This window comes from Saccharothrix longispora, assembly GCF_030852425.1.
GTDB lineage: Bacteria > Actinomycetota > Actinomycetes > Mycobacteriales > Pseudonocardiaceae > Actinosynnema > Actinosynnema longispora.
The window spans coordinates 89,489-103,627 of sequence record NZ_NSDM01000021.1 but is presented as its reverse complement, the minus strand read 5'-3'; the positions used below and the strand labels follow the sequence as shown (position 1 = coordinate 103,627).

13 protein-coding genes and 1 pseudogene are annotated in these 14,139 nt (G+C 74.5%); 9 read left to right on the top strand and 5 right to left on the bottom strand.

Annotated features, from left to right (window positions below; genetic code table 11):
- Positions 1-18: 18 nt before the first annotated feature.
- A complete protein-coding gene (locus tag CKY47_RS33660) occupies positions 19-1,599 on the top strand; it encodes an MDR family MFS transporter (protein WP_371320781.1) in 1,581 nt (526 codons plus the stop codon).
- 135 nt (positions 1,600-1,734) lie between these two features.
- Complete coding sequence (locus CKY47_RS33655) at positions 1,735-2,319, top strand: TetR/AcrR family transcriptional regulator (RefSeq protein WP_306750399.1); 585 nt, start codon at positions 1,735-1,737, stop codon at positions 2,317-2,319.
- 155 nt (positions 2,320-2,474) lie between these two features.
- Here CKY47_RS33655 and CKY47_RS33650 read toward each other — a convergent pair.
- Positions 2,475-2,699: pseudogene (locus CKY47_RS33650) on the bottom strand (cytochrome P450); the annotation flags it as partial.
- Between the two features lie 51 nt (positions 2,700-2,750).
- On the opposite strand from CKY47_RS33650, the gene CKY47_RS33645 reads away from it, so the two are divergent.
- The 4 genes from CKY47_RS33645 (at position 2,751) to CKY47_RS33630 (ending at position 5,570) form a co-directional block, all read left to right on the top strand.
- Complete coding sequence (locus tag CKY47_RS33645; protein ID WP_306750398.1) at positions 2,751-2,933, top strand: hypothetical protein; 183 nt, start codon at positions 2,751-2,753, stop codon at positions 2,931-2,933.
- Positions 2,930-3,217, top strand: coding sequence for a hypothetical protein (locus CKY47_RS33640; RefSeq protein WP_306750397.1), 288 nt, complete (start codon positions 2,930-2,932; stop codon positions 3,215-3,217). The genes CKY47_RS33645 and CKY47_RS33640 overlap by 4 nt, the downstream gene beginning before the upstream one ends.
- Positions 3,218-3,525: 308 nt before the next feature.
- Positions 3,526-4,002 (top strand): MarR family winged helix-turn-helix transcriptional regulator, encoded by a 477-nt coding sequence (locus CKY47_RS33635; protein WP_306750396.1) that lies wholly within the window; start codon positions 3,526-3,528, stop codon positions 4,000-4,002.
- On the top strand, positions 3,999-5,570 hold the full coding sequence (locus tag CKY47_RS33630; protein WP_306750395.1) for an MDR family MFS transporter: 1,572 nt from the start codon (positions 3,999-4,001) through the stop codon (positions 5,568-5,570). The genes CKY47_RS33635 and CKY47_RS33630 overlap by 4 nt, the downstream gene beginning before the upstream one ends.
- A gap of 184 nt (positions 5,571-5,754) precedes the next feature.
- Here the strand turns inward: CKY47_RS33630 and CKY47_RS33625 are convergent, their stop codons facing one another.
- Positions 5,755-6,279: a hypothetical protein gene (locus CKY47_RS33625; RefSeq protein WP_306750394.1), complete on the bottom strand. Its 525-nt coding sequence runs from the start codon at positions 6,277-6,279 to the stop codon at positions 5,755-5,757.
- The gene (locus CKY47_RS33620) at positions 6,279-7,976 is read right to left on the bottom strand and encodes a PHP domain-containing protein (protein WP_306750393.1); all 1,698 of its coding nucleotides are present in this window, start codon (positions 7,974-7,976) and stop codon (positions 6,279-6,281) included. The genes CKY47_RS33625 and CKY47_RS33620 overlap by 1 nt, the downstream gene beginning before the upstream one ends.
- Positions 7,977-8,200: 224 nt before the next feature.
- On the opposite strand from CKY47_RS33620, the gene CKY47_RS33615 reads away from it, so the two are divergent.
- The gene (locus tag CKY47_RS33615; protein WP_306750392.1) at positions 8,201-10,750 is read left to right on the top strand and encodes a DUF4118 domain-containing protein; all 2,550 of its coding nucleotides are present in this window, start codon (positions 8,201-8,203) and stop codon (positions 10,748-10,750) included.
- Entirely contained in the window at positions 10,747-11,421 is a 675-nt protein-coding gene (locus CKY47_RS33610) for a response regulator (RefSeq protein ID WP_306750391.1), read from the top strand. Before CKY47_RS33615 ends, CKY47_RS33610 begins: the two co-directional genes overlap by 4 nt.
- Before the next feature lie 31 nt (positions 11,422-11,452).
- On the opposite strand, the gene CKY47_RS33605 is transcribed toward CKY47_RS33610, so the two are convergent.
- Entirely contained in the window at positions 11,453-12,193 is a 741-nt protein-coding gene (locus CKY47_RS33605) for a zf-HC2 domain-containing protein (protein WP_306750390.1), read from the bottom strand.
- A gap of 257 nt (positions 12,194-12,450) precedes the next feature.
- The gene (locus CKY47_RS33600) at positions 12,451-13,593 is read right to left on the bottom strand and encodes a hypothetical protein (RefSeq protein ID WP_306750389.1); all 1,143 of its coding nucleotides are present in this window, start codon (positions 13,591-13,593) and stop codon (positions 12,451-12,453) included.
- 213 nt (positions 13,594-13,806) lie between these two features.
- On the opposite strand from CKY47_RS33600, the gene CKY47_RS33595 reads away from it, so the two are divergent.
- On the top strand, positions 13,807-13,995 hold the full coding sequence (locus CKY47_RS33595) for a hypothetical protein (RefSeq protein WP_306750388.1): 189 nt from the start codon (positions 13,807-13,809) through the stop codon (positions 13,993-13,995).
- Positions 13,996-14,139 lie beyond the last annotated feature (144 nt).

Here is a 14,139-nt window from a genome sequence, read left to right as displayed (position 1 = left end):
CGAAGAAACCGGGGGAACATGTCCACCGAAACCGACGCCGGTCCACCGACCGGCAACGACGGCGGCGCGACCGGCACGCGCTCGCGCCGGGACGTCGTCCAGGCGATGTCGGGCCTCATGCTCGGCATGTTCGTGTCGATCCTGGCGTCGACCGTCGTGTCGAACGCCCTGCCGCGCATCATCGCCGACCTGCGCGGCTCGCAGTCCGTCTACACGTGGGTCGTCACCACCGAGCTGCTCGCCATGACGGCCACCGTGCCGCTGTGGGGCAAGCTCGCCGACCTCTACAGCCGCAAGCTCCTCATCCAGCTCTCGCTCGGGTTGTTCGTCGTCGGCTCCCTGATCGCCGGGTTCTCCCCGAACGTCGAGGTGCTGATCGCCAGCCGCGTCGTGCAGGGCCTGGGCGCGGGCGGCATGACCGCGCTGGCCACCATCGTGATGGCCGCGATGATCCCGCCGCGCGAGATGGGCCGGTACGCGGGCATCTTCGGCGCCGTGTTCGGCGTCGGCACGGTCGCCGGGCCGCTCATCGGCGGCGTGCTGGTCGACACCTCGTGGCTGGGCTGGCGCTGGTGCTTCTTCATCGGCGTGCCGTTCACCCTGGCGTCGATCATCCTGCTCCAGCGCACCCTGCGCCTGCCGGTGGTCCGCAAGGAGGTCGAGGTCGACTACCTGGGCGCGGCGCTGATCGTGGGCGGCGTGTCCACCCTGCTGGTGTGGTCCACGCTGGCCGGCCACCAGTTCGAGTGGGCCTCCGGCTGGACCGCGCTGCTCGTGGCGATCGGCGTGGGCCTGCTGGTCCTCGCGGTGTGGGTGGAGTCCCGGGTGTCCGACCCGATCGTGCCGCTGACGATCTTCGCCAACCGCACGGTCGCGCTCACCACGCTCGCCAGCGCGCTGGTCGGCGTGGCGATGTTCGGCGGCACCGTGTTCCTGTCGCAGTACTTCCAGATCGGCATGGGCAAGACGCCGACCCAGGCGGGCCTGATGAGCCTGCCGATGATCTTCGGCCTGCTGGTGTCCTCCACGGTCGCCGGCAGCCTGATCACCAAGTGGGGTCGGTGGAAGGTCTTCCTGGTCGCGGGTGGCGCGATCATGGTCGGCGGCATGCTGCTGCTGTCCACCATCGACGCGAACACGACGGTGTTCACGGTCAGCCTGCACATGGCCGTGCTCGGTGTCGGCGTCGGCATGCTGATGCAGAACCTGGTGCTGGTGGCGCAGAACGACGTGCCCGCGCGCGACCTGGGCGCCACGACATCGACCCTGACGTTCTTCCGCTCGCTGGGCGGCACGATCGGCGTGAGCGCGCTGGGCGCCGTCCTGGCCACGCGGGTGGAGACGCTGAGCGCGGAGAAGTTCGGCCCGGTGGCGGGCGGCACGGGCGGTTCCGAGGTGCCCGACCTGAACCTGCTGCCCGAGCCGGTGCGCGTGGTCGTGCGGGAGATCTACGCCACGGCGACGGCGGAGCTGTTCCTGATCGGCGCGCCGATCGCCCTGCTGGCCCTGGTGGCCGTGCTGTTCCTCAAGGAGAAGCCGCTCAAGACCATGAGCGGCGACGAGCGCCTGGCCGCCGAGATGGCCGGCGGCGGCCACTGAGCGGCTGCCGAACCGCTGTCGACCGACGAGGGGCGCGGCGTCCGGGACCGAACCGGGCGCCGCGCCCCTCGTCGTGGCGCGTGTCCGATCGCGCCGCTCCGGTGGTGCGGACAGGGCGGGTGGGACACTGCACCCGTGACCGGGCTCAGGGAACGGAAGAAGCAGGCGACCCGCACCGCGCTGGCCGACGCCGCCCTGCGGCTGTGCGTGGTGCACGGGTTGGACGGCGTGACCGTCGAGCAGGTCGCGCACGAGGCCGGCGTGTCCCTGCGCACGTTCTTCAACTACTTCTCGTCCAAGGAAGAGGCCGTGGTCGCCGGCGACGTGTCGACCGCCACCGCGTTCGTCGAGGCGTTCGCCGCGCGCCCGGAGGGCGAACCGGTCCTGACGGCGCTGCGCGCCGCGCTGGCCGAGGTGGTGCCGGAGCACATCGACCCGGCCCGCGTGGCCCAGTTGCGGGTGCTGCGGCGCACGCCCGCGCTGCTCCCGCACCAGATCGCGGCGTTCGCCGCGCAGGAGCGGGAGCTGGCGGGCGTGGTCGCGCGGCGGGTCGGGGTCGACCCCGAGGCCGACCTCTACCCGGTGATGTTCGCGGCGTCCGTGATGGCCACCGTGCGGGTGACCGTCGGGTGGTGGCTCGACGCCGCCGAACGCCCCGAGCTGGCCGAGCTGATCGGGGTCGTCGTCGACCGGCTCGGCGCCGGGTTCGCGGAGGTCTGACCCCAGGCCACGGGCAGTGAGTGCACGCCGTGGACGAGCATGTCGCCGCGCAGCGGCACCTCCTCGGGCGGCACGGCGAGGCGCAGGTCGGGCAGCTCGCGGAGCAGTCCGGTGAACCCGGTGGTCATCTCGACGCGGGCCGGCTGCCGGCCCGGGCACTGGTGCACGCCGTGCCCGAACGCGAGGTGCGGTCCGCGCGGCCGGGTCACGTCCAGCTCGTCGGGGGAGGGGTACACCCCCGGGTCCCGGTTGCCCGCCGCCGCGGACAGCACCACGGTCGCGTCGGCCGGGATCGCCTCGCCCGCCACCTCGACGTCCTCCACGGCGGTGCGGGTGATGCCGAGGTGGATGATCGACGGGTAGCGCAGCAGCTCCTCCACGGCCCCCGGCACGAGCGACGGGTCGGCGCGCGGCGCGGCGAGCTGGTCGGGGTGCTCCAGCAGCGCGAACGTGCCGAGCGCCGGTATGTTCGCGATCGTCCCGCGACCGGCGACGAGCAGCAGGTTCGCGATGTCGACCAGCTCGTCGTCGGTGAGCGTGGGGTTGGCCCGGATCAGCCCGGACAGCAGGTCGTCGGCCGGCTCCGCCCGCTTGGCGGATCAACCCGTGCATGAACGCCCGCAGCGCCTCGGCGGCGCGCACCACGTCGTCCACCTCCGCGTCGAGCCGCAGCAGGGTCGCGCCGCGCTCCTGGAACCCGGCGCGGTCGGCGTACGCGACGCCGAGCAGCTCGCGGATCACCAGTGACGGCACGGACAGCGCGAACGCGGTCACCAGGTCGGCGGCCGGGCCGGCGGCGCGCATCGCGGCCGGGTGGTCGGTGACGATCCGCTCGACGCGCGGGGTGAGCCGCCGCATGCGCCGCACGGTGAACCGGCCGGTGGGCAGCCTGCGGTAACGGGTGTGGTCGGGCGGGTCCACGGTGATGAAGTTGCCCGCGCGCAGCCGCCGGTCGGTCATCCGGGCGCGCGGCGCCGGCGGCAGCTTCGCCGGCATCCGCTCGCTGCGGAACCGGTCGGAGCTCAGCCGCGGGTCGGCGAGCAGCGCGCGGGCGGCCTCGTGGCCGGTCACCAGCCACGCCGGGGCGCCGTCTGCTCGACCGTCCCCTGGTGGTGAACCCACCAAAGGTGCACGTTGAGCAAATTTGCACAACACGCAAGTTTGGTGGATACTTGTATGTGGCAAGCAACGCGGGAGGGAGGCGACTTGGACGTCGCCACGCGAGAACTGGAGACCCGGCTGCGCGACCTGATGAAGGTCGTGCGCCTGGTCAAGCAGCTCGGCTCCGAGCGCCACCCGTCGATCCCGAGCGGGCTGCTCGGGACCTTGACGCTGATCGCGCGGGCCAACGGCCACGGCGAGCCCACCGGCTGCCACGCGAAGGAGCTGGCGGTCCAGGCGGGGCTCGACCCGTCCACGGTCAGCCGGGCGGTCGCCGCCCTGGTGTCCCACGGCCTCGTCGAACGCCGCGCCGACCCCGGCGACGGTCGCGCCAGCATCCTCGTCGTCACCGACCGCGGCCGGGCCGCGCTCGACGAGGCCCGGACCTGGTACGACGACCTGTTCGGCCGCGCGCTTGCCGACTGGACCCCTGAAGAGGTCGAGGCGCTCACGTCCGCGCTCGGGCGCCTGACCACCAACGTCGAAGGAGCCCTGGGCTCCACCTGGGAGGCCGCGCGATGAGCGCACCCGCCACCACGAGCACCGGTACCGGTCCCGGTGCGATGAGCCACCGGCAGGTGATGGAAGCCCTCAGCGGCCTCCTGCTGGTGCTGTTCGTCGCGATGCTCAGCGGCACCGTCGTCTCGACGGCGCTGCCGCAGATCATCGGCGCGCTCGAAGGCTCGCAGACCCAGTACACCTGGGTCGTCACCGCGACGCTGCTCACCGCGACCGCCACCACGCCGATCTGGGGCAAGCTCGCGGACCTGTTCGACAAGAAGACCCTCGTCCAGGTCGCCATCGTGCTGTTCATCCTGGGCTCGATCGTGTCCGGCCTCGCGCAGAGCGCCGGTCAGCTCATCGCCGCCCGCGCGTTCCAGGGCATCGGCGTCGGCGGCCTCCAGGCCCTCGTGCAGGTCGTGATCGCCGCGATGATCCCGCCCCGCGAGCGCGGCCGGTACAACGGCTACCTCGGCGGCGTGATGGCGGTGGCCACCGTCGGCGGCCCGCTGCTGGGCGGCCTCATCGTGGACACCTCGTGGCTGGGCTGGCGCTGGTGCTTCTTCATCGGCGTGCCCGTCGCCGTGATCGCGCTGTTCGTGCTCCAGGCCACGCTGAAGGTGCGGACCGCCCGCCGGCAGGACGTCAGGATCGACTACCTGGGCGCGAGCCTGATCGCGGCCGGCGTGAGCGTGCTGCTGATCTGGATCTCGTTCGTCGACTCCTCGTTCGCCTGGCTGTCCTGGGAGACCTTCGCCATGGTCGGCGGGTCGATCGCGCTGCTGGGCGCGGCGGTGGCCGTCGAGGCACGGGCCGCGGAACCGGTCGTGCCGCTGCGGATCGTCAAGCAGCGCACCACGGCGCTGGCGATCCTGGCCAGCCTCGCGGTCGGCATGGCGATGTTCGGCGGCGCGGTGTTCCTCGGCCAGTACTTCCAGATCGGCCGCGGCTACACCCCGACCGAGGCGGGCCTGCTGACCATCCCGATGATGGCGGGCGTGCTCGGCTCCTCGATCATCGCGGGCCGGCTCATCACCAGGACCGGCAACGTCAAGCCCTACATCGTGACGGGCGCGATCGTGCTGGTCATCGGGTTCCTGGCGCTCGGGCGGATCGACCACGACACGTCGCTGGTGTTCGTCGGCGCCGCGATGCTGCTGGTCGGCGTCGGGGTCGGCATGACCATGCAGAACCTGGTGCTCGCGGTGCAGAACACCGTCCCGCTCAAGGACATCGGCGCGGCCAGTTCGACCGTCGCGTTCTTCCGCTCGCTCGGCGGCACGATCGGCGTGTCCGTGCTGGGCGCCGTGCTGGCGCGGCGCGTCGAGGACGCCATCACCCGCGACCTGACCGCGGCGGGCATCCCGGCCACCGGCGGTGGTGGCGGCAGCCTCGACATCGCCGCCCTGCCCGACGCCGTGCAGCACATCGTGCGCGCCGCCTACGGCGACGCCACCGGGCACATCTTCTTCATCTCGGCGGGCATCGCCGTCGTGGGCGTGATCGCCGCCCTGTTGCTCAAGCCCGTGAAGCTGCGCAGCAGCCTGGACCTCGTCGACGTCGGGCAGGAGACCGAGCCCGTCGCGTGACCCCCCCGTTCGCGGGCACACCGCGCCCGACCGTTCCTGCGGTCGGGCGCGGTGCCGCGTCACGAGCCGATCAGAAACCCATCCGGCAGCCGGGCAGGGCGATCTCCTGGCCCAGCAGCGTGACGACCCGCACGGGCTGCCCGTTCGCGGCCGGCGCGCCGCCGGACCTCCGCGGCCCGTCACGTCAGTGCGCGCCGCCGCAGCACTCGTGCGGGTTCTCCGACTCCGCCGGTCGCAGCACCCCGCCCACCGCGGGTTCCACGAGCAGCACCAGTTCGCCGTCCCGGCACACCGGGCGCAGGAAGCCCAGCGTCTCCACCGGGTCGGTCGGCGCCACCGGCACCCCGATGCCCACGACCCGCTCGATCGCCGAGCGGGCCACGACCTCCGCCGCCGGGTGCGTGCCGGTCAGCGCGCCCTGCCCCGGGAAGCGGATGCAACGGCCGTCGGTGCGGTCACGCGCACCGACGGCCGCGCGTGCGCCGGGTGAGTCCGCGGAGTCCGGTGTGGACACCGGCGCGCCCAGCAGTTCCGCCACCGGCTCGCCGGTGACGTGCGCCGAAACGGCGGTGACCGCCACCGGTCCCCGGTGGTCGACGTGGGTGAACACGAAGTCCGCGTCCCCGATCGCCGCCAGCACGAGCGCGTCCAGGTGGGCCGCGCCGTGCCCGCCGCCGGGGAGGACGGGCACGACCCCGATCCAGGTCATCAGATGACGTCGACGAACACCGGGTTCGCGTAGAACCACAGGTCCGACCACGGGTCGGCGTCACCGAGGACGTCCATCACCGGGTTGCCGTCCGAGGTCAGCCGGTTGCCGTCCGAACCGCGCAGCCGCAGGTAGAACGCGCCGTCGATGTCGCGGAAGGTGTGCGTGAACTTCACCGTGCCGCGCGCCCTCCGGCCCACCTCGAAGGTCTTCACGACCGTGGTGAGCGGCGCGCTGAACGCGTCGCGGTCGGCCACCGGGCCGGTGATCGGGCCCGCGACGAGGTCGACCTTCGCCAGCCGGGGCACCACGCCGGAGAAGTTGGCGCCCCGCGCCAGGTCGACCTCGACGGTCACCTCGACGTCGTCGCCGCGCCGCACGAACGTGCGCCCGCCGATCGTGACGCCCCGGTTGTCGCCCTCGCCGAGCGAGCGCACCCGCACGTTCAGGCCGTCGACGACGCGGCCGTGCACGGCGACGACCTTGCCGCCCTGCATGCCCCGCATGACGTCCACGTAGGACTTCGAGTCCGAGCCGACCAGCGTGGAGCTGTAGAAGCCGGGGAAGTAGTCGCCGAAGACCTGCTCCACGCCGGTGTCGACCGGCGCGCCCTTGCTGCCCGTGGTGCCGTGGTCGCCGGGACCCGGCCTGAACGTGTCCCGGTGCACCTGGTGGGCGTCCGAGGTGGCCGTCACCCACCACGGCCGCCCCTCGGCGAGCAGCGAGTCCCACAGGCCGCCGACCTTCGCGGTCATCCAGTCGAAGCCGCCGTAGGTGCGGTACGGGTTCTCGGTGGCCGTGGGCGCGAAGCCGGGGAAGCTGTCCTGGTTCGGCGACCCGTCGTAGTACCCGCGCGCGCCGCCCCGCCCGCCGTTCGCGGTGCTGATGCCCGCCGCCTGGTGGCCGGGCGCGCCCTCCATGCCGACCGCCACGTCCGGCGCCGCGTCGCGCCAGCCGCGGATCTCGTGCGGGCTGTCCACGCCGCGCCTCGCCGGGTGGTTGGCGAACATCAGCGCGATCTCCGTGCGGCCGGACAGCACCTGCGACTCCAGGTAGCGCAACGCCGCCAACGCGTACGGCTCGCCGTCCGCGCTCGTGGAGCGGGTGATCAGCCCCTTGCCGCCCTGCGCCGCGGGCGTGGACAGCACGCCGCCGTCGTAGGCGGCCTCGAAGGCGCGCAGGATGTCCACGGTGGAGCGGCCGGGCGGCAGGAACACCGTCGCGTGCTCCGCGCCCGGGATGTTCCACTCCAGACCCTGGTAGACCAGCACGTCCCGGTACGAGCGGCGCGCCCGCTCGATGTCCGGCGTCACCTGGTCGATCGAGAACTTCTCGTGCGCCACCCCGCCGTGGTCGGTGATGACGACCCAGTCCAGCCCGTGCTGCCGCGCCTTCGCGACCTGCTGCGCCACCTCGTACTGCCCGTCGGACGAGTACTTGGTGTGGATGTGGTGGTCACCCGCGTACCAGCGGTTCCGCCCACCCCACGGGTTCACCGGCCGCGCCGGGCGGTCGTCGTGCGCGTGCGCCGGCGTCGCGCCCACCGCCGTCGCGATCCCGGCCGCGCCCAGCCCGGCCAGGAACCCGCGCCGCGCCACGGACAGGGGACGGTCGTCGCGGTCGTCGCGCCAACTCCCCTCGACCTCCTCGTGGTGGTGGTCGTGGTGGTGGTCGTGGCCGTGGTGGTGGTGCGGCATGCGGGGGACTCCGATCTGGCCCGAACAGCGGCGGCGCAGCGAAGTATCGTGAGTCGGCCACGTGTTCCGGTGGTGCGAGCCGCCGAACTCCGGGTGAACACTTCGAACCCGGTCCGTGGTCCCGCCGCCACGGAGCGGAGCCGGTCGGTCGGTCCGGTCACCGGCGCGCCGGGCACCCGGCGACCGGCTCGTCGCCCGGCGGGGACCGGGAGCAGACTGGGGACGTGGACAGCAGGCGCAAGCGCGGGGAGCTGCGGATCTACCTGGGCGCGGCACCCGGTGTGGGCAAGACGTTCGCCATGCTCGGCGAGGCGCGCCGGCGCCGGGAGCGGGGCACCGACGTGGTCGTGGGGCTGGTCGAGACGCACGGCCGGGAGAGGACCGCCGCCCTGCTCGACGGGCTGGAGCGCTTGCCGCTGCGGGTGGTGGCGCACCGCGGCGTCGAGCTGGCCGAGCTGGACGTGGACGCGGTGCTGGCCCGCGCGCCCGAGGTGGTCGTGGTGGACGAGCTGGCGCACACCAACGCGCCCGGCTCGCGCAACGCCAAGCGCTGGCAGGACGTGGAGGAGCTGCTCGACGCGGGCGTCGACGTGCTGTCCACGGTCAACGTGCAGCACCTGGAGTCGCTCAACGACGTCGTGGCCCGCATCACCGGCGTCGAGCAGCGCGAGACCGTGCCCGACGAGGTCGTGCGCCGCGCCGAGCAGGTCGAGCTGGTCGACCTCACGCCCGAGGCGCTGCGCCGCCGGCTGGCGCACGGCAACGTCTACGCCGCGCACAAGATCGACGCCGCGCTGGGCAACTACTTCCGCGTCGGCAACCTGACGGCGCTGCGCGAGCTGGCCCTGCTGTGGGTCGCCGACCAGGTCGACGTGGCGTTGCAGCGCTACCGCAGCGAGCAGCGCATCACCGACACGTGGGAGGCCCGCGAACGGGTCGTCGTGGCGATCAGCGGCGGCCCGGAGAGCGAGACGCTGATCCGCCGCGCCCGCCGCATCGCGCTGCGCGCCGGGGCCGACCTGCTCGTCGTGCACGTCCTGCGCGGCGACGGGCTGGCCGGCGCGCCGCCCCGGCTCGTGGGCGGCGCCCGGCGCACCGCCGAGGACCTGGGCGCGACCTACCACACCGTGGTGGGCGACGACGTGCCGACCGCGTTGCTGGAGTTCGCCCGCGGCGTCAACGCCACCCAGCTGGTCCTCGGCACGTCGCGCCGCTCGCGGCTGGCCCGCGTGCTGGACGAGGGCATCGGCTCGGCCGTCGTGCAGGCGTCCGGGCCGATCGACGTGCACATGGTCACGCACGACGAGGCGCGTCGCGGTCCGCGCCGGCGGTCGGCCGGCACCGCGCTGGGCCGGTCCCGCGCGCTGGCCGGGTGGGCGCTGGCGGCCGTGCTGCCGGGCGCGGTGACCGGCCTGGGCCTGCTGTGGGACGACGGGCTGACGGTGTCCACCGACCTCGTCGGCTACTTCCTGGCCACCGTCGTGGTCGCGCTGGTCGGCGGCCTCGGCCCGGCGGTCTGCGCGGCGCTGCTCGGGGCCGGGCTGCTGAACTTCTTCTTCACCGCGCCCCGCTACAGCCTCGCCGTGGCCACGCCGGAGAACGTGGTCACGCTGATCGCGATGCTGGTGGTGGGCGCACTGGTCGCGCTCGTCGTGGACCGCGCCGCCAGGCTGGGCGAGCAGGGCGCGCGGGCCCGCACCGAGGCCGCGCTGCTCGCCTCCTACGCCCGCACCGTGCTGACCAGCCCCTACCCGCTGGCGCGGCTGCTGGAGAAGGTGCGGGAGAACTTCGGGCTGGAGTCCGTGGCGCTGCTGGAGCGTCGGGACGGCGGGTGGGAGCGCGTGGCGTGCGCCGGCCCCCGGCCGTGCGACGAACCCGACGAGGCGGACGTGGACGTGCCGGTCACCGCCGACGTGCACCTGGCGCTGCGCGGCCGGACCCTGCCCGCGGGCGACCAGCGCGCCCTGGAGGCCGCCGCCGGGCAGGCGCTGATGGCGCTGCGGCAGCAGCGGATGGCCGCCGAGACCGCCGAGGCGCAGCGGCGGGCCGAGACCACCGAGCTGCGCACCGCCCTGCTCTCGGCCGTCGGGCACGACCTGCGCACGCCGTTGACCTCGATCAAGGCCGCCGTCGGCAGCCTGCGCGACGCCGAGCTGCGGCTGTCGGAGCAGGACACCGCGGACCTGCTGGAGACCGTCGAGATCTCCGCGGACCGGCTCACCGGGTTGATCGACAACCTGCTCGACTCCTCGCGCCTGGCCACCGGCGCCGTGGCGCCGCAGCTGCGCGCCGTCACGTTCGACGAGGTCGTGGCGCGCGCCCTGGCGGGCATCGACGAGCGCCGCACCGTGTCCGTCGACGTGGCGGAGGAGCTGCCGGCCGTGCGCGCCGACCTCGGGCTGCTGGAGCGCGTCGTGGCCAACGTCGTGGACAACGCCCTGCGGCACGGCAGGCTCAGCCCGCGCCGGGCGGTCGACGTGGACGGCGACGGCGCCATCGCGGTCGACGAACCCGAGGTCGCCCTGCGCGCCAGCGCCCACCACGACCGCGTGGAGCTGCGCGTCGTCGACCACGGCCAGGGCCTGCCGAAGAACACGGCGGACGCGGTGTTCGCCCCGTTCCAGCGGCTCGGCGACCGCGACGCCACCCCCGGCGTCGGGCTGGGCCTGAGCGTGGCCAAGGGGTTCGTGGACGCCATGGGCGGTGCCATCACCGCCGAGGACACCCCCGGTGGCGGCCTCACCGTCGTCATCTCGCTGCCCACGGCGTCATGACCACCGTCCTGCTCGTCGACGACGACCCGCAGCTCTTACGGGCGCTGCGGATCACGCTCACCGCGCACGGCTACGACGTGCGGACCGCGGCCGACGCCGCCGGCGCGCTGCGGGAGTGCGCGCTGCGGCCGGACCTCGTCGTGCTGGACCTGGGCCTGCCGGACGCGGACGGCGTCGACGTGATCGCCGAGGTGCGCCGGGCCGGCACCGTGCCGATCGTCGTGCTGTCCGCCCGGCTCGACTCGGCGGACAAGGTGCGCGCCCTCGACGCCGGCGCCGACGACTACGTCACCAAGCCGTTCGGGACGGACGAGTTCCTGGCGCGGGTGCGCGCCGCCGTGCGCCGTTCGGCGCGGCGGCCGTCCGGCGAACCACCCGTGTCGGCGGCGTCCTTCACCGCCGACCTGGCCGCGAAGAAGATCCACCGCGACGGCGGCGAGGTGCACCTGACGCCGACCGAGTGGGGCCTGCTGGAAGCCCTGGTGCGGGCCGGCGGCGAGGTCGTCAGCGCGCACGACCTGCTGGTGGCGGTGTGGGGTCCGGCGTACACGGACGCGACGCACTACCTGCGCGTGTACCTGGCCCAGTTGCGCCGCAAGCTCGAACCGGACCCCGCCCGACCCCGCCACCTGCTCACCGAACCGGGCCGCGGCTACCGCTTCCGACCGTGAGGGCCGGGGACGCCGTGCCCGCCCGCCGAGGTCACGCGACCCCGCGGCGGCTGACCGGCCTCAGGCGCGGGTGGTGCGGCGGTTCCGGGTCGGCGCGCGGGGTGTCCGGTGCGGCGGGGGCGCCGGTCGTGCCCGGCGCGGTGGGCACGGGGGTGCTCGTGCCGTCCGGGGTGCGGTGGGTGCGGCGGACGAGCAGCAGCAGGGCCAGGCCCAGGACCAGGACCGCGTGCGACGTGACGCGGGTGGCGGTGGCCTGTCCGGCGATCAGGTCGCGGGTGGAGAAGGCGGCCAGGACGGTGACGAAGGCGGCCACCACGGGGAGCAGGCCGGCGGCGGAGCGGGGGCGCAGGGCCGCCCACAGCAGGCCCAGGCCCAGCGCCAGGTTCCACGCGGTGCTCTCGTTGAACAGGTGCGTGCCCGTCGAGCCGTGGATGCCGTGCCCCGACGCCTGCGCCGCGGCGGGGGTCGTGCCCAGCACCTGGGACAGGCCGAGGGTCAGCTGGGCCACCGCCACGCCGGCCAGGCCGGCGCGCGGGTACCAGCCCCGCGTGCGCACGACCGGGGGCGCGGCGGCCACGACGGCGGCGGCGAGGTCCGGGGTGGGCGTGGCCGGTCGCAGGCGCAACGACCTGGTCAGGGTCGCGGCGCCGTCCTGCCACGCCCGGCACGCCGCGCAGTCCGCCAGGTGCGCGTCGGTCTCGGCGGCGGGCACCGGCTCCGCTTCCCCGTCCAGGCGGGCGGACAGGGCTTCGCGGCACGTCTCGCAGTCCACTCCGACATTGTCGGTCACCCGGCGGCGGAAGTTCCCGGGATGCGCGGCTCGGCCGGCCGTTCAGCGCGACGACGCCGTGCGCGGGCGACCGGCGGGCCGCGCAGCTCGGCCGCGGCGGTGGAGGTGGCGGCCACGAGGGCGTCGGCCGGGGAGGCGCCGGCCGGGGAGGCGCCGGCCGGTGTCGCGGTCGACGGCGGTGCGGTCGTCGGCGCCGCCGCGGCCTTGCGTGACGTGGGCGTGGCCGCTCCGCGGGGAGGTCAGTGGATCGGCGTGGTGGGGACGGGGGTCCAGCGCACCGCCTTGAGGACGCCGTCGGCGGTGGTGCTCTCGCCGACCACGACACCCCGGTCGTTGATCGCCACCGGCAGGCTGTGCGCACCGCCGAGCGACCCCAGGTAGGTGACGCGCCCGTCGCGCCACAGGAACGCCCTGGGCGCGTCCGGGTCCTCGGCGGACGTCCAGCCGACCACGTCGCCGCGCTCGTTGACCGCGACCGCCTCGGCAGGCCCGGGCACGCCCAGCACGACCGGCTTCCCGCCGCCCGGCCACACGACCGCGCGCCGGACCCCGCCCACCGCCGACCAGCCCACCACGTCGCCGCGCTCGTTGATCGCCTGCGGGCCGTCGGCCACGCCACCCTCGTCGGCGAGCACGGTCACCGCGTCCCCCTCCCAGCGCAGGGCGAGCGGGTACCGGTTGCCGACGACCACGCCGGCCTCGTTGACCGCCTCCACCGCGTACCCGCCGGTCCCGGGCGCGGCGGCCAGCGGCGCGCACGAGGCGGTGGTCGGGCAGCGGAACGCGTACGGCTCGCCCGACATCGGCGTCCTCGACCCGACGACGACGCCCGCGTCGTTGACCGCGTCCAGCCACAGGTGCGCCCCGGGCAGCGGCAGCGGCACGTGCCGCCCGTCCCGCCACACCGACGCCCTGTCCTGGTGGTAGCCCGCCGGCGACGGCGAGTACGTCATCGGCACCACGCCGTGCGAGTTGATCGCCTGCGCGATCACCCAGCCCGCGCCGGCGGGGGTCAGGTCGGTCACCCGGCCCTCGAACCAGATCTTCGGCTCCTGCACGTACGGGCCCGCGCCGCTGACGGGCACCAGGCCGAGCACCTGGCCGCGCCGGTTGATCGCGGTCGGCACGCCCGTGCCGAGGTCGGTGGCCGCACCGCCCGGCGACCACAGCACGGCGTGCGGCGCGCCGTTGCCGTAGGTGGCGCCCACGACCTGGCCGAGGTCGTTGAGGGCGATCGCGCGGTGCGTGGGGTAACCGGGCAGACCGGGCAGTTCGGCGACCGCGAAGGCGGTGTCGGCCGGCGCCGCGGCGGCGGGCGGGGTCGTCAGGACGAGTGCGGTCGCCAGGGCGAGCACGACCGCGGGCAGGCGTGGCTCGGGCATGGTCGCTCCATCGCGAGATGTCCGGAAGGGCGCACTGGATCGATTCGACCGTAGTCCCGAGCCCATCGAGACGGTGTGGGCCGGACAGCGCAAAACGCGGGACCGGTGGTCCGCTCCGCCGTTCCCGATCCGCTCGCCGCCGCGACGAGCGCAACGCCGGAGTGCTCGATCGTGTCATTGCCGCCCCCGGTGGCCACTGCCGATCATGGGGTCGTGAAGAGCCGGGAAATCCGGATCGCGCTCCCGCCCGGCCTACCGGGTGAGCGCTGCGCCGGGGTCGAGCACGCGGTCGTCAGCCTGATGGGCCTGTGGGACATCGACGACGACCGGGTGAGCGTGGTCGAGGTCGACGACGGCGCGCCCGCGCCCGACCAGCCCGACGCCGGCGCGACCCTGTGGTGACCGCCCGGGTGGGATGACCCGCCCGCGACCGGGCCGGAGGGGACGTCGACCCCTGAATGCGCTTTCCCGAAGCAACCCCGTGGCACTCCGCGGTGTCCTGGTCACCGAGGGCAGTGGTGGTCGGTGAGGTACCGCCACGGTGAC